This window comes from Streptomyces sp. NBC_00236 (assembly GCF_036195045.1).
Classification (GTDB): domain Bacteria; phylum Actinomycetota; class Actinomycetes; order Streptomycetales; family Streptomycetaceae; genus Streptomyces.
Map to the genome: position 1 here is coordinate 5,622,214 of NZ_CP108100.1, position 21,811 is coordinate 5,644,024.

At 72.0% G+C, this 21,811-nt stretch carries 16 protein-coding genes and 1 pseudogene; 12 read left to right on the top strand and 5 right to left on the bottom strand.

Translation table 11 applies throughout. The annotated features are described in order from the left end of the window. Positions 1–172: 172 nt before the first annotated feature. Positions 173–3,775, top strand: coding sequence for an ATP-dependent helicase (locus OG446_RS25500; protein WP_443050230.1), 3,603 nt, complete (start codon positions 173–175; stop codon positions 3,773–3,775). A 22-nt stretch (positions 3,776–3,797) separates the two neighbouring features. Here OG446_RS25500 and OG446_RS25505 read toward each other — a convergent pair whose 3' ends face one another. Continuing rightward, positions 3,798–4,703: an SAM-dependent methyltransferase gene (locus OG446_RS25505; RefSeq protein ID WP_328896220.1), complete on the bottom strand. Its 906-nt coding sequence runs from the start codon at positions 4,701–4,703 to the stop codon at positions 3,798–3,800. 197 nt (positions 4,704–4,900) lie between these two features. On the opposite strand from OG446_RS25505, the gene OG446_RS25510 reads away from it, so the two are divergent. From OG446_RS25510 to nudC, 3 genes are read left to right on the top strand one after another with little or no spacing between them, the layout of a single operon-like run. Beyond that, the gene (locus OG446_RS25510) at positions 4,901–8,371 is read left to right on the top strand and encodes an ATP-dependent DNA helicase (RefSeq protein WP_328896221.1); all 3,471 of its coding nucleotides are present in this window, start codon (positions 4,901–4,903) and stop codon (positions 8,369–8,371) included. Between the two features lie 10 nt (positions 8,372–8,381). Then, positions 8,382–9,776, top strand: coding sequence for a dipeptidase (locus OG446_RS25515; protein ID WP_328896222.1), 1,395 nt, complete (start codon positions 8,382–8,384; stop codon positions 9,774–9,776). Between the two features lie 44 nt (positions 9,777–9,820). Beyond that, positions 9,821–10,765: an NAD(+) diphosphatase gene (gene nudC, locus OG446_RS25520; RefSeq protein WP_148020607.1), complete on the top strand. Its 945-nt coding sequence runs from the start codon at positions 9,821–9,823 to the stop codon at positions 10,763–10,765. A gap of 18 nt (positions 10,766–10,783) precedes the next feature. Here nudC and OG446_RS25525 read toward each other — a convergent pair. Beyond that, positions 10,784–11,167, bottom strand: a pseudogene (locus tag OG446_RS25525) (aminoglycoside phosphotransferase family protein); the annotation flags it as partial. A gap of 107 nt (positions 11,168–11,274) precedes the next feature. Then, the gene (locus tag OG446_RS25530) at positions 11,275–11,517 is read right to left on the bottom strand and encodes a mycoredoxin (RefSeq protein WP_148020608.1); all 243 of its coding nucleotides are present in this window, start codon (positions 11,515–11,517) and stop codon (positions 11,275–11,277) included. 230 nt (positions 11,518–11,747) lie between these two features. Between OG446_RS25530 and OG446_RS25535 the strand changes: the two genes are divergently transcribed. The 5 genes from OG446_RS25535 (at position 11,748) to OG446_RS25555 (ending at position 15,748) form a co-directional block, all read left to right on the top strand. Then, entirely contained in the window at positions 11,748–13,937 is a 2,190-nt protein-coding gene (locus OG446_RS25535) for an ATP-dependent DNA helicase UvrD2 (protein WP_328896223.1), read from the top strand. A 165-nt stretch (positions 13,938–14,102) separates the two neighbouring features. After that, positions 14,103–14,435 (top strand): hypothetical protein, encoded by a 333-nt coding sequence (locus tag OG446_RS25540; protein WP_328896224.1) that lies wholly within the window; start codon positions 14,103–14,105, stop codon positions 14,433–14,435. A 173-nt stretch (positions 14,436–14,608) separates the two neighbouring features. Beyond that, positions 14,609–14,977 (top strand): WhiB family transcriptional regulator, encoded by a 369-nt coding sequence (locus OG446_RS25545; protein WP_093549938.1) that lies wholly within the window; start codon positions 14,609–14,611, stop codon positions 14,975–14,977. Positions 14,978–15,009: 32 nt separating this feature from the next. After that, positions 15,010–15,333 (top strand): hypothetical protein, encoded by a 324-nt coding sequence (locus OG446_RS25550; protein ID WP_328898411.1) that lies wholly within the window; start codon positions 15,010–15,012, stop codon positions 15,331–15,333. 211 nt (positions 15,334–15,544) lie between these two features. Next, positions 15,545–15,748, top strand: coding sequence for a hypothetical protein (locus OG446_RS25555; RefSeq protein ID WP_328896225.1), 204 nt, complete (start codon positions 15,545–15,547; stop codon positions 15,746–15,748). Between the two features lie 52 nt (positions 15,749–15,800). On the opposite strand, the gene OG446_RS25560 is transcribed toward OG446_RS25555, so the two are convergent. Together OG446_RS25560 and OG446_RS25565 are read right to left on the bottom strand one after the other, a co-directional pair. Continuing rightward, positions 15,801–17,324, bottom strand: a complete 1,524-nt coding sequence (locus tag OG446_RS25560; protein ID WP_328896226.1) for an ABC1 kinase family protein — start codon at positions 17,322–17,324, stop codon at positions 15,801–15,803. Positions 17,325–17,365: 41 nt separating this feature from the next. Beyond that, positions 17,366–18,511 carry a ThiF family adenylyltransferase gene (locus OG446_RS25565; protein WP_328896227.1) on the bottom strand — a complete coding sequence of 382 codons (1,146 nt, stop codon included), beginning with the start codon at positions 18,509–18,511 and terminating at the stop codon, positions 17,366–17,368. A gap of 187 nt (positions 18,512–18,698) precedes the next feature. On the opposite strand from OG446_RS25565, the gene OG446_RS25570 reads away from it, so the two are divergent. From OG446_RS25570 to OG446_RS25580, 3 genes are all read left to right on the top strand, one after another. Then, positions 18,699–19,322, top strand: a complete 624-nt coding sequence (locus tag OG446_RS25570) for a M48 metallopeptidase family protein (RefSeq protein ID WP_328896228.1) — start codon at positions 18,699–18,701, stop codon at positions 19,320–19,322. Between the two features lie 152 nt (positions 19,323–19,474). Beyond that, a complete protein-coding gene (locus OG446_RS25575) occupies positions 19,475–21,100 on the top strand; it encodes a TerD family protein (protein ID WP_328896229.1) in 1,626 nt (541 codons plus the stop codon). Between the two features lie 11 nt (positions 21,101–21,111). Then, the gene (locus OG446_RS25580; protein ID WP_148020615.1) at positions 21,112–21,792 is read left to right on the top strand and encodes an AIM24 family protein; all 681 of its coding nucleotides are present in this window, start codon (positions 21,112–21,114) and stop codon (positions 21,790–21,792) included. Positions 21,793–21,811: the final 19 nt, after the last annotated feature.

Sequence of the window (21,811 nt, forward strand, 5' to 3'; positions counted from 1 at the left end):
CTTCAGTCCGGCGGAACGTGACGATCCACGCAGTCGTCCGGCCCCAATCGGCGGTCCCGCCGGAGTAGCGTCGTCAGTTCGCGGTCCGCGCCGCGCCCTCACCTCCAGCACAGCCAGCACAGCCAGCATCTCCAGCGCACCCAGCACACCCACCAGGACCGGCGATCCCAACGTGAGCTCCTCCTCCACCACCCGGAACAGTCCGCACCGTCAGGGCGGGCAGGGGGTCCCCCCACGCCCTGCGGGGCGCAGGGGAAGAGCCACGGGCGCGTACCGGCTGGTGCGTACCCTGCCGGGCTCCGTGGATCCCCCTCTCCTTGACGCGGCGCAGCGGGCGGTGGTTGACCACGCCGGCGGCCCGCTGCTCGTTCTCGCAGGGCCCGGGACCGGCAAGACCACCACGCTCGTCGAAGCCGTCGCCGCCCGTGTCGCCCGGGGCGCGGACCCGGCCCGGATGCTGATCCTCACCTTCAGCCGCAAGGCCGCCGTCGAGCTGCGCGACCGGATGGCCGCCAGGCTCGGCGCCGTCCGCGGGCCGCAGGCCACCACCTTCCACTCCTTCTGTTACGCCTTGGTGCGCGCCCATCAGGACGCCGATCTGTTCGCGGACCCGCTGCGGCTGCTCTCCGGACCGGAACAGGACGTCACCGTCCGCGATCTGCTGGCGGGCCAGCTCGACCTGGAGAAGGAGGGCCACGACCACATCCGCTGGCCCGACGAACTGCGGGCCTGTCTGACCACGCGCGGCTTCGCCGACGAGGTGCGTGCCGTGCTCGCCCGCAGCCGTGAGCTGGGTCTCGGCCCGGACGCCCTCGCCGACTTCGCCCGGCGCACCGGTCGGCCCGACTGGGGTGCGGCCGCGGCGTTCCTCGCCGAGTACCTGGACGTGCTGGACGCCCAGGGGGTGCTCGACTACGCGGAGCTCGTCCACCGTGCCGTGCTGCTCGCGGAGCGCCCCGAGGTGGCGGGGCCGCTGGCCGGCAGTTACGACACCGTGTTCGTCGACGAGTACCAGGACACGGATCCGGCGCAGGTGCGGCTGCTGCATGCGCTGGCCGGGAACCGGGGGAGCGCTCCGGGCGGCGGCGGGGGGCGGAACCTGATCGCGTTCGGCGACCCGGACCAGTCGATCTACGCCTTCCGCGGCGCCGACGTGAACGGCATCCTCGACTTCCCGGACGTGTTCCGGCGCGCGGACGGCGACCCGGCCCCGGTCGGCGTCCTCACCACGTCGCGCCGCTCCGGCGAACGGCTCCTCGCCGCGACCCGTCTGCTCACCCGCCGGATGCCGCTCACCCGGCTGCCGTCGGCGAAGGTGCGGGCCCACCGGGAGCTCGGCGCGGTCCGCGAGGGCGGCGGCGTCGAGACGTACACCTACCCGACCGCATCCACCGAGCTCGACAACATCGCGGACCTGCTGCGCCGGGCGCATCTGGAGGACGGGGTGCCGTGGCACGAGATGGCGGTCCTGGTCAGGGCGGGCGGGCGCACCATTCCCGCCGTGCGCCGGGCCCTGACCTCGGCGGGCGTCCCGCTGGAGGTCGACGGCGACGACCTGCCCCTGCGCCACGAACCGGCGGTGGCCCCGCTGCTGACGGCCCTGCGCACGGTGGCCATGGCGGCGCTGCGCCGGGGCGCGGATGCGGGCACGGCGGAACCGGAGACCCCGGACCCGGCGGACGCGGTGGCGGAGTCCGTGGCCCCGGCCCCGGCGGACGCGGTGGCGGAACCGGAGACCCGGGCTCCGGCGGACGCGGTGGCGGAATCCGTGACCCCGGCCCCGGCGGACGCGGGCGCTTCGGCCGAGGGCGCGGCGGAACCGGAGGCCCCGGCCCCGGCGGACGCGGTGGCGGAACCCCAGGCCCTGGCCTCCGCCCCCGCCCCCGCCTCCGCCCCAGCCCCCTGGCTCGACACCGAGACGGCGCTCACCCTCCTCGCCTCGCCCCTCGGCTCCATGGACGCGGCCGACCTGCGCCGGCTCGGCCGGGCCCTGCGCGACGAGGAGCGCGCCGCGGGCAACCGCGTGCCCGCGCCCTCCGGCGAACTCCTCGCCCGCGCGCTCGCCGAACCGGAACGGCTCGTGACGCACGACCCGGCGTACGCCCGCGGTGCCCAGCGCCTCGGGGCGCTGCTGCGCACGGCGCGCGAGCTCCTCGAAGCCGGCGGCACCGCCGAGGAGGCCCTGTGGGCGCTGTGGTCCGGCACCCCCTGGCCGTCCAGGCTGGAGCGCGCCGCGCTGCGCGGCGGCGCGGGCGGCCGTAACGCCGACCGCGACCTGGACGCCGTCTGCGCCCTCTTCGACACCGCGGCCCGCGCGGAGGAGCGCACCGGGGGCCGGGGCGCGCTCAACTTCCTGGAGGAGGTCGACGCCCAGGACATCGCCGCCGACACCCTCTCCCGGCGCTCCGTGCGGCCCGACGCCGTACGGCTGATGACCGCGCACCGGTCCAAGGGCCTGGAGTGGCGCCTGGTCGTCGTCGCCGGAGTGCAGGAGGGCCTCTGGCCCGACCTGCGGCGCCGAGGCTCGCTGCTCGAAGCGGACCGGATCGGCCGTGACGGCCTCGCCGAACCCCTTACCCCCGGCGCTCTGCTCGCCGAGGAGCGCCGGCTCTTCTACGTGGCGGCGACCCGCGCCCGCGAACGCCTGATCGTCACGGCGGTCAAGGCGCCCGCCGACGACGGCGACCAGCCGTCCCGTTTCCTCACCGAACTCGGCGTCGAACCCCGCGACGTCACCGGCCGTCCACGCCGGCCCCTCGCCGTCGCCGCCCTCGTCGCCGAGCTGCGCGCCACCACCGTCGACCCCGGTGCCTCCGACGCGCTGCGCGAGGAGGCCGCTCACCGCCTCGCCCGTCTCGCGGCCCTGAGCGACGACGAGGGGCAGCCGCTCGTACCGTCGGCCCACCCCTACCGGTGGTGGGGCCTTGACGAGCCGACCCGCTCGGCCGTCCCGCTGCGCGACCGGGACCAGCCCGTCGCCCTGTCCGGCAGCGCGCTCGACCAGCTCGCCAACACCTGCGCGCTCCAGTGGTTCCTGGGCCGTGAGGTGAAGGCCGACGCCCCGGCGACCGCGGCGCAGGGCTTCGGCAACGTCGTCCACGTCCTGGCCGACGAGGTGGCCTCCGGGCGGACGCCCGCCGATCTGGCCGTCCTCATGGAGCGGCTCGACTCGGTCTGGGACGGGCTGGTCTTCGACGCGCCCTGGAAGTCGCAGCAGGAGAAGCAGCAGGCCCGCGTCGCCCTCGAACGCTTCCTGCGCTGGCACGTCATGGACCGCACCGGCCGCACGCCGGCCGCCAGCGAGCACGACTTCGACGTGACGCTGGAGGCGGGGGAGTACGAGGTGCGCATCCGGGGCTCCATGGACCGCGTCGAACGCGACGCCGACGGACGGGCCTACGTCGTCGACTTCAAGACCGGCAAGCAGTCCCCGACGAAGGACGAGGTGGCCCGCCACCCGCAGCTCGCCGTGTACCAGCTGGCGGTCCGGGCGGGCGCGGTCGACGAGGTCTTCGACGGCACGCGCCCCGAATCCGGCGGCGCCGAACTCGTACAGCTGCGCCAGCCCGCCCCCAAGAAGGAGGGCGGCGACGCCGTCCCCAAGGTGCAGGCCCAGGAGCCGCCCGAGACCGAGTGGGTCTCCGATCTCCTGGCGACCGCCGCCGGCCGGGTCCTGGACGAACGGTTCACCCCGTCGACCGGACAGCACTGCTCCCACTGTGCCTTCAAGGCCTCGTGCAGTGCGCAGCCGGAGGGCCGGCACGTCCTGGAGTGAGCGGGATCCGCTGTCGCGGACGTCAGCGCTTGCGGGCCATCACCCCGTACACACTGACGTCGGCGTCGGTGACGTCGTTGATGCCCTGGTAGCGCGTCCGGTCCAGCGGGTCCAGACCCGCCACGAACTCAGGATCCGGGTCCCGGGACTCGGGCAGGTCGACGACCTTCTCGGGCCGCCAGCGGTGCACCGGGACAACACCGGGTTCGAGCATCTCCAGTCCGTTGTCCGTCACGAACCGCTCGACCTGCGCGTGCGAGCGGCGGACCATCGCGAACCCGCGCTCCTTGAACGACTTCGTGATCTGCCCGACCTGCTCGGGGTTGAGGTCCGAGCTGACATTGCTCAGGACGAGATAGCTGCCGGGAGCCAGGGCGTCGAGGAGCTGTCTGACGATCGGGTAGGCCGCCTCGTCCTCGATGAAGTGGAGGACGGCGGCGAGGACGAGGGCGACGGGCCGGTCGAGGTCGAGGGTGCGGCGGGCCGCTTCGAGGATCCTGTCGGGGTCGCGCAGATCCGCCTCGACGTAGTCGGTGTGGCCCTCGGGCCCGCTGGTGAGCAGGGCCTGGGCGTGGACGAGAACGACGGGGTCGTTGTCGGCGTACACCACGCGCGCGTCGGGGGCGATCGCCTGGGCGATCTGGTGCACGTTCTGCTGGGTCGGCAGCCCGGTCCCGACGTCCAGGAACTGCCGGATGCCGTCCTGCGCGGCGAGCGTGACGGCTCGCCGCATGAAGTCCCGGTTGTGCCGCACGGTGAGGTACCCGCGGGGATTGGCGGCCAGGGCCATGGCCGCGGCCTCGCGGTCGGCCGGGTAGTTGTCCTTGCCGCCGAGGAACACGTCATAGACCCGTGCCGGGTGCGCCTTCGTCGTGTCGATGCGTGCCCGGAGCTCTGCGGCGTCAGGGGCGGGTGCGTCGGCGCTCATATGACCGTCCTCGTAAGGCTGTTGATGCGACAAGCAGTCAATTTAGACGGTCTTTCGCGGCTTGTGCGCCGCCGCGGCGCAGAAATGCGGGATACAGGCATTGGCGTCCTCGCCGGTCGCCGCGGTGGCCGGAGCGGCACTTCTCGGACTCTTCCGGACTTCGTGGGTTGTCGGTCCGGCCGGTTAGCCTCTGTGGAGTGTCCTCACGTATCACCGATCCCGAGCAGCTCAAGGAGCTTCTCGGGATCCCTTTCACCCCGGAGCAGACGGCGTGCATCATCGCGCCGCCCGCCCCACAGGTGATCGTCGCCGGAGCCGGGTCGGGGAAGACCACGGTGATGGCGGCCCGCGTGGTGTGGCTGGTCGGCACCGGCCAGGTCGCCCCCGAGCAGGTCCTCGGGCTCACCTTCACCAACAAGGCGGCCGGTGAGCTCGCCGAGCGCGTCCGCAAGGCCCTGATCGCCGCCGGGGTCACCGATCCGGACGTGATCGACCCGGACAACCCCCCGGGCGAACCCGGCATCTCCACGTACCACGCCTTCGCCGGCCGGCTCCTCACCGAGCACGGGCTGCGGATAGGACTCGAACCCACCACCCGCCTCCTCGCCGACGCCACCCGCTACCAGCTCGCCGCCCGCGTGCTGCGCGAGGCCCCCGGCCCCTACCCGGCCCTGACCAGGTCGTTTCCCACCCTGGTCAGCGATCTGCTGGCGCTGGACGCCGAGCTGGCCGAACATCTCGTACGTCCAGAACAGCTCGCGGCGTACGACACCGAGCTGCTCCGCACCCTGGAGACCGCCAAGCTCAGCAACGCGGAACTGCGCAGGCTCCCCGAGACCTCCGAGGCCCGCCGCGAGCTGCTCTCGCTGACCCGGCGCTACCGGGAGGCCAAGCGCAGCCGCGACCTCCTCGACTTCGGTGACCAGATCGCCCTCTCCGCCCGGCTCGCCCTCACCCGCCCCGAGGTCGGCGCCATCCTGCGCGAGGAGTACCGGGTCGTCCTGCTCGACGAGTACCAGGACACCTCCGTCGCCCAGCGCCTCCTGCTCTCCGCCCTCTTCGGCAGCGGTCCCGACGGCATCGCCTCCGGGCACGCCGTCACCGCGGTCGGCGACCCCTGCCAGGCCATCTACGGCTGGCGCGGCGCCTCCGTCGCGAACCTCGACGACTTCCCGAACCACTTCCCGCACGCCGACGGCACCCCCGCCGCCCGCTACTCCCTCAGCGAGAACCGCCGCAGCGGTGGCCGTCTCCTCCACCTCGCCAACGGGCTCGCCGCGCCCCTGCGCGCCATGCACGAGGGCGTCGAGGCACTGCGCCCCGCCCCGGGCGCCGAGCGCGACGGCCTGGTCCGCTGCGCCCTGCTGCGCACCCACGCCGAGGAGCTCGACTGGCTCGCCGACTCGATCGCCCACCTCGTACGCACCGGCAAGGCCCCCGGCGAGATCGCCGTCCTGTGCCGCACCGCGGGCGACTTCCCCGAGATCCAGGCCGCGCTCGTCGCCCGGGACATCCCGGTCGAGGTCGTCGGCCTCTCCGGGCTGCTCCACCTCCCCGAGGTCGCCGACCTCGTGGCCGTCTGCGAGGTCCTCCAGGACCCGGGGGCCAACGCCTCCCTGGTCCGGCTGCTCACCGGCCCCCGCTGGCGGATCGGCCCCCGCGACCTGGCCCTGCTCGGCCGCCGCGCCCGCCTCCTCGTCCACCGCGCCTCCCACGGCGACGACGAGGACTTCGACCCCGACCGCCGGCTCGCCGAGGCCGTCGAGGGCATCGACCCGGCCGAGGTGATCTCCCTCGCGGACGCCCTGGACACCTTCCTCGACTCCGGCGGCGAACAGGACGACCGGCTGCCGTTCTCCGCCGAGGCCCGGATCCGCTTCGCCCGCCTCGCCACCGAACTGCGCGACCTGCGCCGCTCCCTTTCCGACCCGCTGATGGACGTCCTGCACCGGGTCCTCGCCACCACCGGACTGGAGGTCGAGCTCTCCGCCTCGCCCCAGGCCCTGGCGGCCCGCCGCCGCGAGACCCTCGCCAACTTCCTCGACGTCGCCGCCCGGTTCGCCGCCGTCGACGGGGAGGCCACGCTGCTCGCCTTCCTCGGCTTCCTGCGTACCGCCGCGCAGTACGAGAAGGGCCTCGACAACGCGCTGCCCGGCGGCGAGAACACCGTCAAGGTCCTCACCGCCCACAAGTCCAAGGGCCTCGAATGGGACGTCGTCGCCGTGCCCGGCCTGGTCACCGGGCAGTTCCCCAGCGGCCAGTCCCGGGACGCCTGGACCTCCCAGTCCCAGGTCCTCCCGCACGCGCTGCGCGGCGACACGCCCACACTGCCCGTCCTCCACTCCTTCGACGCCAAGGGGCTCAAGGACTTCAAGGCGGAGATGAAGGAGCACCAGCACACCGAGGAGCTCCGCCTCGGCTACGTCACCTTCACCCGGCCCCGCACCCTGCTGCTCGGCTCCGGCCACTGGTGGGGCCCGAGCCAGAAGAAGCCGCGCGGCCCCTCGGCGTTCCTGGACGCGTTGTACGAGCACTGCGCGGCCGGCTACGGCGAGATCGAGGCGTGGGCGGACGAACCGGCCGAGGACGAGGAGAACCCGGCCCTCGGTGAGGCCACGGCCGACCACGCCTGGCCGCTGCCGCTGGACACGGCCGCGCTGGCCCGCCGCCGCGCCGCCGCGGACACGGTGATGGCCCACCTGGAGGCGCTGGCCACGGCACCGCCGCCCCTTTCGGACGACGCCCGCGTCGACGAGGTCTTCCCGGAAGAGGCGCCGTTCCCAGACGACGAGCCGTTCCCCGAGGACGACCCCTTCCTGGACGACGCACCCTTCCCCGATGACGACGTGCCCGGGGCCCCCGCCGCCCCGCACGACGCACCCTTCCGCGATGACGGCGACGTGCCCGGGGCCCCCGCCGCCCCGCACGTCCCGGCGGCCCGCACTCCCGAGCACGTTCCCGCACGCCTCACCCCCGAGGAGTCCCGCACCCTCGCCTCCTGGGACCGCGACCTCGACGCCCTCGCCGGGGAGCTGCGCCGCGCCCGCGCCACCGTGCGCGACGTCCTCGTACCCGCCTCGCTCTCGGCCACCCAGCTGCTGCGCCTCGCCGACGACCCCGACGGCTTCGCCCAGGAGCTGGCCCGCCCCATGCCCCGCCCCCCGCAGCCCGCCGCCCGCCGGGGCACCCGCTTCCACGCCTGGGTCGAGTCCCGCTTCGAGGAGCTGCCGCTGCCCATGCTCGGCCCCGACGAGCTGCCCGGCGGTGACGAGAGCGACGCCGACATCGCCGACGAGCGCGATCTCGCCGAGCTCAAGGAGGCCTTCGAGCGCACCCCGTACGCCCGCCGCACCCCCTACCGCGTCGAGACGCCGTTCCAGATCACCCTGGCCGGCCGGGTGATCCGGGGCCGCATCGACGCGGTGTACCGCACGGGGGACACGTACGAGATCGTCGACTGGAAGACCAGCCGCACCAACACCGCCGACCCGCTCCAGCTCGCCGTCTACCGCCTCGCCTGGGCCGAACTGCACGGACTGCCGCTCACCGACGTGACGGCCACCTTCCTCTTCGTACGCAGCGGCGAGAGCGTGCGCCCCACCCGCCTCCCGGGCCGCCCGGAACTGGAGCGGATCCTCCTGGACGAGCCAGCTCCTACGGACGGATAAGCTGAAGGTCATGAGCGACACCCCGGACAGCGCCGTCCGTACGTACACCGAGCAGCACCGCGCAGCCTTCCTCGACGATCTCGCCGAGTGGTTGCGCATCCCGTCCGTATCCGCACAGCCGGAACACGACGGGGACGTACGACGCAGCGCCGCCTGGCTGTCCGCCAAGCTGAAGGAGACCGGCTTCCCGGTCACCGAGATCTGGGAGACCGACGGCGCGCCCGCCGTCTTCGCCGAGTGGCCCTCCGACGACCCGGACGCGCCCACGGTCCTCGTCTACGGACATCACGACGTGCAGCCCGCCGCCCGCGAGGACGGCTGGGACACCGACCCGTTCGAACCGGTGATCCGCGACGGCCGGATGTACGGGCGCGGCGCGGCCGACGACAAGGGGCAGGTGTTCTTCCACACCCTCGGCGTCCGGGCCCACCTCGCCACCACCGGCCGCACCACCCCCGCCGTCCACCTCAAGCTCCTCGTCGAGGGCGAGGAGGAGTCCGGCTCGCCGCACTTCCGCGCCCTCGTGGAGCAGCGGGCCGACCGCCTCGGCGCGGATGCCGTGATCGTCTCCGACACCGGTATGTGGGACGAGAGCACCCCGACCGTCTGCACCGGCATGCGCGGCCTCGCCGAGTGCGAGATCGAGCTGCACGGGCCGGAGCAGGACATCCACTCCGGATCGTTCGGCGGTGCCGTCCCCAACCCCGCCACGGAGATCGCCCGCCTCGTCGCGGCGCTCCACGACGCCGACGGCCGGGTCGCCGTACCCGGCTTCTACGACGGCGTGGCCGAACTCACCGACACCGAACGCGCACTCTTCGCCGCACTGCCCTTCGACGAGGCCACCTGGCTGCGCACCGCCAAGTCCGGCGCGGCGTCGGGCGAGGCCGGCTACTCCACGCTGGAGCGGATCTGGGCCCGCCCCACCGCCGAGGTCAACGGCATCGGCGGCGGCTACCAGGGCGCCGGCAGCAAGACGGTCATCCCGTCCTCCGCCCTGGTCAAGATCAGCTTCCGGCTGGTCGACGGCCAGGACCCGGACCACATCCAGAAGGCGGTCCGGGCCTGGGCCGAGGACCGTATTCCGGCCGGCATCCGCCACCGGATCACCTTCCTCCCGGCCACCCGCCCCTGCCTCACACCGCTGGACCACCCCGCGCTGCAGGCAGTGGCCCGCGCGATGGGCCGGGCCTTCGGCCAGAAGATCCTCTTCACCCGCGAAGGAGGCTCGGGACCCGCCGCCGACCTCAGGGACGTGCTCGGCGCCCCCGTCCTCTTCCTGGGCATCTCCGTACCGTCCGACGGCTGGCACGCCCCCAACGAGAAGGTCGAACTCGACCTGCTGTTCAAGGGTGTCGAGACCACCGCCCACCTCTGGGGCGAACTGGCAGCCGCACTCCGCTGAATCCTCTGAACACCCGATCCATCCCGGGGGAGTAGGAAGCACCTGTGAGCACCTTCGACAACGCCACCACGGACCGTCCCATCGGTCTGACCGCACCGAGCGGCATCGACCGCGCGGCGCACCACCGCCTCGACGAGGCCTGGCTGGCCGCCGCGTGGAGCCACCCGACGACCCGGGTCTTCGTCGTCTCCGGCGGGCAGGTGCTGATCGACGACACCGCCGACGGCACCGAACTCGTGATGACCCCCGCCTTCGAGGCACCGGTCACCGAGACGCACCGCTACTTCCTCGGCACCGACGACGACGGCGTCAGCTACTTCGCCCTCCAGAAGGACACGCTGCCCGGCCGCATGGACCAGTCGGCCCGCCCGGCAGGACTGCGCGAGGCGGGCCTGCTCCTCGGCGCCCGCGACGCCGGGCTGATGGTGCACGCGGTGGCGCTGGAGAACTGGCAGCGGCTGCACCGTTTCTGCTCCCGCTGCGGCGAACGCACGGTCATCGCGGCGGCCGGCCACATCCGCCGCTGCCAGGCCTGCGGCGCCGAGCACTACCCGCGCACCGACCCCGCGGTCATCATGCTCGTCACGGACGACCAGGACCGCGCACTGCTGGGCCGCCAGGTCCACTGGCCCGAGGGCCGGTTCTCCACCCTGGCCGGATTCGTCGAGCCGGGCGAGTCCATCGAGCAGTCCGTGGCCCGCGAGGTGTTCGAGGAAGCGGGCATCACGGTCGGCGAGGTCGAGTACATCGCCAGTCAGCCCTGGCCCTTCCCCTCCAGCCTGATGCTCGGCTTCATGGCACGGGCCACGACGTTCGACATCAACGTCGACGGCGAGGAGATCGAGGAGGCCCGCTGGTTCTCCCGCGAGGAGCTGACGGCCGCCTTCGAGTCGGGCGAGATCCTGCCGCCGTTCGGCATCTCGATCGCCGCCCGCCTGATCGAGATCTGGTACGGCAAGCCGCTCCCGAAGCCGGTCCGCGCGAGCTGACCCGATGGGGCCGCCGGATCAGTCGAGCAGCGCGGCAGCGAACGTCCCGCGGTGGGCGGCCAGCCAGGTCTGTACACGGTCCCAGCGCCGCCATCCGTCGCGCTCCGCCAGCACGCGGAGGTAGACGGGATCGCCGTCGGCCACGCGGCGGGCGACGAACGCCCGGCAGACCGCCGTGGCCCGTTCGATCATGCCGGGCAGTGCGGCACGGTCCTCGGGCGCCAGGCCGTAGCCGTCGGCGAGGATCCGCAGCCTCACGGACGCGTCCAGCCCGGCCGGGTACAGGGCGGACGCGGACTCCGGATCAAGCATCGGTACCCAGTAGCGGGCAGCCATGGCGATGTCCCGGACCGGACGGCCGGGGGCGGCCAGGTCGAAATCGATCAGGGCGGCGGCACGGCCGCGCGGTCGGACATGCGTAGACCGCCGGCCCGGCCCCGCGCGGTCGGACATACGAAGACCCCCGAACCGGCGCCGGGGCCGGTTCGGGGGTCGTGTGCGTCAGTGGGTCAGGCGCCCAGCGCCTGCTTCACCTGGGCGAGGCTCGGGTTCGTCAGGGTCGAGCCGTCGGGGAAGAGCACGGTCGGAACCGTCTGGTTTCCGCCATTCGCCTTCTCGACGAAGGCCGCCGACTCCGGGTCCTGCTCGATGTTGATCTCGGTGTACGCGATGCCCTCGCGGTCCATCTGGCCCTTGAGCCGACGGCAGTAGCCGCACCACGTGGTGCTGTACATCGTCACAGTGCCCGGCATGTCTTCGCGCTCCTCTGTCTCATCGGTCGCGGCGATCCCGCCACATCCCGCCCCATCGCGTGCGCGTCTCGTCCGTCACACGTGAATCGGGGGACATGCGTTGCCGCACGGAGGGAGAACGCACGTGACCTGGCCACCATTCCCGGACCCGCCCTCGATTAGTACGACGGATGCGGCAGCCCTGTGGACAACTTCCGCGGCCGCCCCTTCCGACCTGGCAGCATGGCGGGGTGACATCAGCAACGCATTCCACCCTCTTCCCCCAGGTCCCCGACACCGCCGACGCCGTCCTCGACGGGCTCGACCCCGAGCAGCGCGAGGTCGCCGAGGCCCTGCAGGGCCCGGTGTGCGTGCTGGCCGGAGCCGGTACGGGCAAGACGCGGGCCATCACGCACCGCATCGCGTACGGGGTGCGCGCGGGGATACTCCAGCCGACGAGTGTGCTTGCCGTCACGTTCACCAATCGCGCCGCCGGTGAGATGCGCGGCCGCCTGCGCCAGCTCGGCGCGGGCGGGGTGCAGGCGCGGACCTTCCACTCCGCGGCGCTGCGTCAGCTTCAGTACTTCTGGCCGAAAGCAGTCGGTGGTGATCTGCCCCGGCTGGTGGAGCGCAAGGTCCAGCTGGTCGCCGAGGCGGCGGCCCGCTGCCGCATCCGGCTCGACCGCAATGAGCTGCGCGATGTCACGAGCGAGATCGAGTGGGCCAAAGTCACCCAGACCGTGCCCGCCGACTATCCGGCCGTGGTCGCCAAGTCCCAGCGGGACGCCCCCCGAGATCCCGCCGAGATCTCGCAGATCTACGCGATGTACGAACAGCTGAAGCGCGACCGCACGGTGATCGACTTCGAGGACGTGCTGCTCCTCACCGTCGGCATCCTCCAGGACCGGCACGACATCGCCGACCACGTACGGCGCCAGTACCAGCACTTCGTCGTCGACGAGTACCAGGACGTGAGCCCGCTCCAGCAACGGCTCCTCGACCTCTGGCTCGGCGACCGGGACAACCTCTGCGTCGTCGGCGACGCCAGCCAGACGATCTACTCCTTCACCGGAGCCACCCCCGATCACCTGCTCAACTTCCGCACCCGCCACCCGCGGGCCACCGTGGTCAAACTCGTCCGCGACTACCGCTCCACACCCCAGGTCGTCCATCTCGCCAACGGGCTGCTCTCGCAGGCCCGGGGCCGGGCCGCCGAGCACCGGCTCGAACTGGTCTCGCAGCGCGAGTCCGGCCCCGAACCCGCCTACCTGGAGTACGCGGACGAGCCCGCCGAGGCCGAGGGCACCGCCCGCCGTATCCGGGATCTGATCGCCGCCGGCGTCCCGGCCGGTGAGATCGCCGTGCTCTACCGGGTCAACTCCCAGTCCGAGGTCTACGAGCAGGCCCTCGCGGACGCCGGCGTGCCCTACCAGCTCAGGGGTGCGGAGCGGTTCTTCGACCGCCCGGAGGTGCGGGAGGCGGGCGTCGCCCTGCGCGGGGCGGCCCGGGCGGGGGGCAACGACTCCCTGCTGGATGATGCGGAGGGGCTGCCCTCCGAGGTGCGGGCGGTGCTCTCCACCAAGGGGTGGAGCAGCGAACCGCCCACCGGCTCGGGAGCGGTGCGCGACCGCTGGGAGTCGTTGGCCGCCCTCGTCAGGCTGGCCGAGGACTTCGAACAGGCCAGGCCGGGCGCGACACTGTCCGACCTGGTCGCCGAACTGGACGAGCGGGCGGCCGCCCAGCACGCCCCCACGGTCCAGGGGGTCACGCTGGCCTCCCTGCACTCGGCGAAGGGACTTGAGTGGGACGCCGTGTTCCTGGTCGGGCTGACCGAGGGCATGATGCCGATCACCTACGCGAAGACGGACGAGCAGATCGAGGAGGAGCGCCGGCTGCTCTATGTCGGTGTCACCCGGGCCCGTTTCCATCTCTCGCTGTCGTGGTCGCTGGCGCGCTCGCCCGGTGGCCGGGCCGGTCGCAGGCCGAGCCGGTTCCTGAACGGGCTGCGCCCCGGCTCGGCGGCGCTCGGCGGCCGGGCGACGGCAGGCGGCAGCGGCGGGATCGAGCGCCCGGCCGCGGCCCGGCGCAAGCGGCGCGGGCCCGCACTGTGCAGGGTCTGCGGCAAGACGCTGACGGATGCCGGCGAGATGAAGCTGATGCGCTGCGACGACTGCCCGTCCGACATGGACGAGGCGCTCTACGAGCGGCTGCGTGACTGGCGCGCGGCGCGGGCGCAGGACATCGGCCAGCCCGCGTACTGCGTGTTCACCGACAAGACGCTGATGGCCATCGCCGAGGCGGTGCCCGGCACCGAGGGCGAACTGGCCGGGATCTCCGGGGTCGGCGCGCGGAAGCTGGGCCGGTTCGGCGCCGCCGTCCTGGACATCTGCGCAGGTGGGGACGGGGTTGAGGGGCCCGGGGCGGCCGACGAGGAGATGTGAGAAAAACTCGTCGAAAAAATAGTTTGCGCCCGCCCCAGTCATCACCATAGGTTCTTAACCACGGGAACAGCGACTTCTCTGAAGCCCTGACCCTGTGCTGTACTTATCCGAATACGTAGGACCGGCTCGACCGGTCCCCAGAGACGCCGAGAGGAGGCGATTGAAGTGATCAGCATCATCGAGACCAACAAAATGACCGATCTCTCGGTCGTCTCCGCCTGCTCGCTCGGCCTCGCCTGCTCTTCGGATTCCTCGCTTCGTGGCACCGGTATGTCCGGCATTTCCGCCGTCAGCCCGCTGCCTCTGGCCGGCCTCCCTGTGCGGGAGCGCAATGAGCGACCGGCTCAGGCACCGGCAGCAGCAGTAGCGAAGGGACAGGCCCAGGCCTATGCCTTTGCGGCCGTCGGTGCGGGAGCGGAAGCCGGAGCCAAGAAGACGACGCACCACCACACGATGTGGGCCTTCCGTGGGCCTGAACCCTGGAGTGATCCAGTCTGATCGACGATCGGACCGGCGCCTTCAGGGCCGCGGAACCCCACTCGGGATCCGCGGCCCTTTTGTTTTGTCCGAACGGACGAGACAGCGCGAAGGAGCCTCGGGACAAGCAAGACCTGGTACCAGCCGCCCCCCGGCCAACAGGCCGGAAACGACCAGACGAGGACACCACCACCGTGCAACTCGAAGCGCACGCCCCGTCCGTACCGCCTTCCGACACGATCCCCCCGCCCGGCCTCACGGAGGACTCCACCTTGATCCCCCTCACCGCGCTCACCGCGCTCGACGACGCCATCGAGAACCTCGGCGTGCCCGTCCCCTGCCGTTCCTACGACCCCGAGGTCTTCTTCGCCGAGTCGCCGGCGGACGTCGAGTACGCCAAGTCCCTCTGCCGCACCTGCCCGCTCGTCGAGGCCTGCCTCGCCGGCGCCAAGGAGCGCCGCGAGCCGTGGGGCGTCTGGGGTGGCGAGCTCTTCATCCAGGGCGTCGTCGTCGCTCGCAAGCGGCCGCGTGGCCGTCCTCGCAAGAACCCGGTCGCGGCGTGACCGCCGACCTGGGGGTCATGGCCCCCAAGCCCATGAAACGCATCGGAACCATCGACCGTCCCCTGACCCACGACCCCCGAAACCAGGCACCAATGACCATCCCCACGAGGGAGCCCGTCGGCTCCGCGACACCGGACGTCACCATCATCGGCGCGAACGACTCGCGTCAGAACAGGACCCGCGAGATGCAACTCATCCCAGAAGCCCTGGCTCGTGCGCATATGCACGACCGCCTGCGGGAATCCGCCGCGGAGCGTCAGGCCGTGCGCCTGGTCACCGCGCGGCGGATGCAGCGCCGGGCCGAGCGCGCCTCGATGCGCGCCCGCCGTGCGCTGGCCATGGCGGTCATGCACTGAACTCAGCAGCACCGCACGCCGGCAGTATCCGCCGGGGGCAGCCGCTCTCTGCTCCCCGGCAAGCAGGACCCATATCCGTACCCCGCCGCGGGGCCGGTCCACTCGGACCGGCCCCGCGGCCGTGTTCTGGCAGGTGCCGCGTCGGCCACGCCGGTGCCGCTGATGCCTCCGGCGCCGTGCCGGATCCTCACTGGGGAGTTATCGTCACGAGGTGGACGAGGAGACGCATCGCTCCGGACCGGGCGGCACCGCGGACGTCGTGTGCGCCCTGTGCGGCGCCCGCGCCGGGAGCGAGAACGCACCGCCGACCTGGCTCTGTTCCGTGGAGAACGGCAGTCGCCACTACTTCTGCGACGACTGCGCCCGCACCCACATCCGGGCCGTCGAGGGTCGCCTCGACTCCGCCTGGTGGTGACGCCGGTCGGCGCCGCCACCGCCCGGCCGGGCGCCAGGGCCCTTCGTCCGGATCATGCCGGGCTCGCGGGGGCCTTGGTCATGTCCGCAGGTGCCACGGCGCCATCCAGCGCCTCGTCCTCCGCCGTCACTTCACACACCGTCGGACCATCCTCGGGGGATGCCTCCTCGGTCGGTGACTCCTGCTCCTCTCCCTCCACCGGCAGGAACCCTGGGAGCCAGGACTCCAGTTCCTCCCGCAGCCGGACCGTGGCACCGAGCTGGCACAGCACCCCGATCGTGCTCAGCGTCACCCGGTGTATCAGCAGGTAGGCGGGCGGCAGGTTCAGCTGCTTGCCCAGCTGATGCGCGGGAGAACGCGGGTCCGCTATGCGGGCGGCCTGGTTACGCATCCAGGACCTGCTGAAGGTGAACTCGTCCACCTCGGCGGGTTCGATGATCGGAAGGAGGTAGTCGAGGACGGCGTCCGGCGCGAGGTCGATCGAGTCCTTGACGAACCCTTCCTCACGGAGCAGTTCGTACACGGAGTCCGCATCGCCCTGGAGCGTCAGCCGCAAGGAGTCCCCGATGGTCTGCGGCAGCCCTCCCGGCAGCCGGTCCACCGTGCCGAAGTCCAGCACCCCCAAGCGCCACCGATCCGTGCCGGCCGCCGCGGCACCGTCGTCCTGACCGGCCTCGCCGTCCGCCGCGAACGCGGGCTCCGCAGGCAGCAGCCGGAAGTTTCCGGGGTGCGGGTCAGCGTGCAGCAGCCCAGTGCGCGCGGGCCCGGAGAACAGGAACCTGGCCAGCAGCTGTCCGGCCCGGTCCCGTTGCTCCGGGGTTCCGTCGGCGATCACGTCGGCCAGCGGCACACCGCCGATCCATTCGGTGACCAGCACCTGATCGGCCTGGTGGACCACCCCGGGGACCACGACGTCGGGGTCGCCCGCGAATTCCTCGGCGTGTTCCCGCTGCGACTGCGCCTCCTGTTCGTAGTCCAGTTCCTCCGACACCCGGTCCCGCAGCTCCGTGATGAGCGGCTTGATGTCCATGCCGGGAACCAGCGGGCCGAGCAGCCGGGCGAACCGGCTGAGTTGGGTGAGGTCCGAGAGCAGTGCCTCGCCCGCGCCCGGGTACTGCACCTTCACGGCGACATCCCGGCCGTCGTGCCACACCGCGCGGTGTACCTGCCCGATCGAGGCGGCCGCCGACGGCTTGTCCTCGAACTCCAGGAACAGCTCACGCCAGTCCTCGCCGAGCCGCTCCGCCAGCACCGCGTGGACCGTGGCGATCGGCAGGGGAGGGGCGGCCTCCTGGAGTTTCGTCAGGGCCGCACGGTAGGGACCTGCGACCTCTTCCGGGAGAGCGGACTCGAAGACGGACAGGGCCTGCCCGAGCTTCATGGCCCCGCCCTTCAGCTCGCCCAGCACCTTGAAGAGCTGGTCGGCGGTGCGCTGCTGCACTTCGCGGGCCACCAGTTCCGCGGACTTTCCGCCGATGCGCTTTCCCAGCCCCCACGTGGCACGGCCGGCGAACCCCAAAGGCAGCGCGGCCAGCTTGGCGGTTCGGGTGACCGCCTTCCGGGGAAGATCAGACATATGCCCCTCCAAATCCCAGACTGCCGCGCTGCGTGCGGCGGTTACCCGGCCATTGTGTCGTGCGCCGTGCCGGCCCCGGAGGTGCGCACCCCCTCAGTGTGCCCACCCGCTCCGCAGGAACAGCCGACGTGTGCCCCGATCTGCTCCGACCGCCAGTCCAACAGCGGCAGTGCCGCCTCCCAGCGAGCCCCGGTACTGGCCGGCAGTTCGCCGTCGAGGAACGCCAGCGCGTGGGACGCCGCAAGTCCCGCCACCGCTGTCGCCAGGCCCAGATCGCAGGCCTGCACGGCGGTGCGCCGCCCGGACTGCCACTGAGCCAGCATGCGCGGCCACTGCTGATCCCGGTCGCGCCGGTTCAGATCGAGGCAACCCGCACAGGCCGTGCCTCCCGGCAGCACCAGCGGACCGACGAACCCGGTGGCCTCGATGACCCCGGCATAGAGATGGGGTGTGCCCGAGGTGATCCACGGCTCGGCGGTGCGCGGATCGGGCACGTAGCCGGTCAGCCCGTCGCGAGGGGCGACGACGATCAAGGACAGGCCGGGCTCTCCGCCGGCACGTCCGGCCGCCGGCTGCACGCTCCGGGGCGAGGGGCCGGGGGAGGAGCGGCGGACCAACTGCCGCGCCGCCGAGTCCCGGCGCTCCCCGACCGCCGAGGCCGGCAGGCCCCCGGGCGCCACGTCGCACGGTTCGGCGCATCCGCCGTCCAGGACCTCGACCCGGCCCACCCCCGATCCGGAAAGCACCGCCGCGATCGCCGCTCCGACCCGGCCGGCTCCTCTCACCTGGACACGCATGGAGCGGCGGGCCGCCAGCCGCCGCAGCCCTCCGCCCGGTTCGGAATGGACGACGGAGAGTGACGCCAGGTCGGGCCGGTGACGTTCCAGTACGTCCGCCCGGCTCCGTAGCGCGTCGGCTTCCGGGCCGCCCGCCCGGATGTCGTCGACAAGCCCCGCGTCCATCAACCGCGCCACGAGTGTGTCCACTTGATGGTCCTTCAGGTCCAGCGCCCTGGCCTCTGCGCGTAGCAGGGACATCCCGCGCGTCCCGTCGAGCAGTTCCAGGAAACAGCCCGTCGCAATATCCATCGGGCCGACCTTGACCGCATGTGCGGGCGTCACACCGAATTGCACAGTGCCGCTGCCGCGCCATGCGCGGCGCAGTGCGGGCTTCAACATCGGATGCACGGCTTCCCCCGGTCTGTGTGGCTGCGTGAGATCCATTGCCAGAATGAGGCGCGCCGCGGAACCGTGCGAAAAGTTATCCACAGGCGGGGGGTATTAGTCGTTCAAATGGTGCAAGCCATGGGGCGGATCATGTGTGAACCGTCCCGGAGGCGGGACTTCCCCCACTGACAGCGGGTAACGTCGTGGCGTGCCCGCCGACCCGTCACCCGGCTTCGCCGGGGAGACTTCCGCGCGCGGCGCCGGAACCCACCGGCGCAGTGCGGCCGACCATCCGCCCCGTGCCTCGGCGACGAGCGCGGTCGAGGTCCGCAGGAGCAACCGTCGTAGCAGAACGGTCTCCGCGTACCGGGAGGGCGACCGGACCATCGTGCTGATTCCCGCCCGGATGTCCGAGGCCGAGGAGCAGCGCTGGGTGAGCGTCATGCTCGACAAGCTCGCCGCCCAGGAGAACAAACGGATCCTCGGCGACAGCGAGCTCGCGGAGCGGGCGGAGCGGCTGTCCGCCCAGTATTTCGAGGGCAGGGCCCGGCCCCTCTCGGTCCGGTGGGTGACCAACCAGAACACCCGTTGGGGGTCGTGCACCCCGGCCGAGGGCAGTATCCGGCTCTCGCACCGTCTGCAGGGCATGCCGGAGTACGTCGTCGACTACGTGCTCGTCCACGAGCTGGCCCATCTCCTCGTGCCCGGGCACGGACCGCGGTTCTGGCGGCTCCTCGACGCCTACCCCCGTACCGAGCGGGCCCGGGGTTATCTCGAGGGCGTGGTGGCTGCCGACCGGCTGCCGCACCTGCCTGCCGCACGCGGTGAGTGACGCCTGCCGTATGTGGTCGGCGACGTCGGCCGCATGCGGTGAGTGACGTTCGCGATTTTGTACCGGGTCTGTACCGGCTTGGCCCAATGCCTGAGTTTGCGGTTAGCCTGACGCGACGCATTCACCTTCCGGATGGGGGACGGTCGTTACGCATGGCCAGGGAATTCCAACGCGGCCACAAGGCCAAGATCAGCGATCTCACGCCGGGGACGGACCTGTACGTAGGTGTGCAGATCGCCGGCCCGGGACTGACCTTTGACATCAGCTGCTTCGGCCTCGATGCCAATGAGCAGCTCTCCGACGACCGTTATTTCATCTTCTTCAATCAGCCGAAATCGCCCGAGGAGTCCATTCAGCTCCTCGGCGCGCAGGCCGGTGACACGGAGTCGTTCCGCGTCACTCTGGACCGCATTCCGGCGAACATCCACAAGCTGTCCTTCACCGCCACGCTGGATGGTGCCGGACAGATGTCGCAGGTCGGTCCGGGGTACATCCGGATCGTCGCGGGTGGCGAGGAAGTCGTCAGGTACGCATTCACGGGCTCGGAGTTCACCACCGAGCGCGCGGTGATGCTGGGTGACTTCTACCTCAAGGACGTCTGGCGATTCGCCGCCGTCGGCCAGGGCTTCGACGGCGGGCTCGACGCGCTGCTGAAGAACTTCGGCGGCGAGGTCGCCGAGGAGGCCCCCGCCGCCCCCCAGCCGCAGTCCGCAGCCCCGTCGTTCGCCCCGCCCGCACAGGCGTCGGCCCCCGCACCGTCCTTCGGTGCCCCGGCCGCACCGCAGGCCCCGCAGCCTGCGCCGTCCTTCGGCGCACCGGCGGCGCAGGCGCCTGCTCCGACGCCGCAGCAGCAGATGCACGCCGCGCCGACCATAGCGGCGCCGCTGGCTCGGCAGGGCGGCAGTGTGCCGCCGCCCGCCCCCGCACCTTACGGCCAGCCGGGGCAGCCTCCCCAGCAGCCGCAGTTCGGGCAGGTCCCGCCGCAGGCCCCCGCGCCGTTCGGGCAGCCGGCCCCCGCGCCCTACGGGCAGCCCGCTCCGGCCCCGTACGGACAGCAGCCGCCCGGCATGCCGCCGGGCGTCCCGCAGGGTGTGCCCCAAGGAGTGCCGCAGGCCGGGGCCGGCCTGCTGGCCGCGCTCCAGCCGTACAAGGAGACCGCCACCGGTCAGCGCTGGACCCCGCAGAACCAGCAGCTCATGCGCGTCGACCTGACCATGGGCGGAACCGGAGTGCTGGCCCGGCAGGGCAGCATGGTGATGTACCAGGGCAAGGTCGACTTCGGCTACAAGGGCGCGGGTTTCGCGGGCCGGATGGTCGGCAATGCCACCGGTCAGGAAATGCAGCTGATGCGCTGTACCGGCCGGGGACAGGTCTTCCTCGCCGAAGAAGGCTCCCATCTGCACGCCATCGAGCTCCAGGGTGATGGGATCTGCGTCTCGGCGGAGAGTGTCCTCGCCTTCGACGAGTCGCTGCAGTACGAGGTCCGCAGGATCGAGGGCCACGGCATTCCCGGCGGCGCCCTGTTCACCATGCAGTTCCAGGGCACCGGCACCATCGTCGTCAAGACCCACGGTGTCCCCGTCGTCCTGCCGGTCACCCCGACCACCTTCGCCGACTGCAACGCCGTCGTGGCGTGGTCGGCCGCGTCCCAGGTGATCATCTCCAGCCAGGTCCGGCTGCGCCGCAACGCCTATCCCGGACACAGCGGAGAGACCGTGAACCTCCAGTTCCGGGGCGCTCCCGGCAACTTCATCGTCGTCCAGCCCTACGAGGTCTGAGGGAGCCCGTCATGAATCAGCAACTCGCGGGCTACGCCCCGACCCCCGTCACGGCCCGGATGGAGAACCACGGCCATTCGATGCTGAAGGTCGCCATGGCGACCGGCCAGGACCTGTACGCGCGCACCGGCTCGATGGTGGCGTACGAGGGCTTCATCCAGTACGAGCCCAACCCGCCGGCCGTCCGCCAGATCGCCTCGCAGTGGATCACCGGTGAGGGTGCGCCGCTGATGAAGTGCGCCGGCGACGGACTGCTCTACCTCGCCGACTACGGCGCCGATGTGGTCGTCATCAATCTCAACAACGACTCCCTCTCGGTCAACGGCACCAACGTCCTCGCCTTCGACGGCCACCTCACCTGGGGCGTCGAAAGGGTCAAGGGTCTGGCCAAGTTCGCCGGCCAGGGCCTGTGGAACGTCTGCATCTCCGGCACCGGCTGGGTCGCGATCACCTCGCGCGGCACGCCGATCGTCGTCGACTGCGGACGCGGCGAGGACGAGACGTACGTCGACCCGGACGCCCTCGTGGCGTGGTCCCCGAACCTCAAGGTGAAGGGCAAGCGCAGCTTCAAAGCCTCGTCGCTCATCGGGCGGGGCAGCGGCGAGGCGTTCCAGATGGCCTTCTCCGGCCAGGGGATCGTCGTCGTCCAGCCGAGCGAGGACAGTACCGACCGCCTGCGGGTCCGGAACTGACGGGGAGGGAGAACACACC

Excerpts from the sequence above, each read along its gene's own strand:
- OG446_RS25505 (WP_328896220.1), bottom strand. The coding sequence starts at position 4,703 with ATGAGCGCCGACGCACCCGCCCCTGACGCCGCAGAGCTCCGGGCACGC.
- OG446_RS25515 (WP_328896222.1), top strand. The coding sequence starts at position 8,382 with ATGAGCGACACCCCGGACAGCGCCGTCCGTACGTACACCGAGCAGCAC.
- OG446_RS25530 (WP_148020608.1), bottom strand. The coding sequence starts at position 11,517 with ATGCCGGGCACTGTGACGATGTACAGCACCACGTGGTGCGGCTACTGC.
- OG446_RS25550 (WP_328898411.1), top strand. The coding sequence starts at position 15,010 with ATGAAACGCATCGGAACCATCGACCGTCCCCTGACCCACGACCCCCGA.
- OG446_RS25560 (WP_328896226.1), bottom strand. The coding sequence starts at position 17,324 with ATGTCTGATCTTCCCCGGAAGGCGGTCACCCGAACCGCCAAGCTGGCC.
- OG446_RS25575 (WP_328896229.1), top strand. The coding sequence starts at position 19,475 with ATGGCCAGGGAATTCCAACGCGGCCACAAGGCCAAGATCAGCGATCTC.
- OG446_RS25580 (WP_148020615.1), top strand. The coding sequence starts at position 21,112 with ATGAATCAGCAACTCGCGGGCTACGCCCCGACCCCCGTCACGGCCCGG.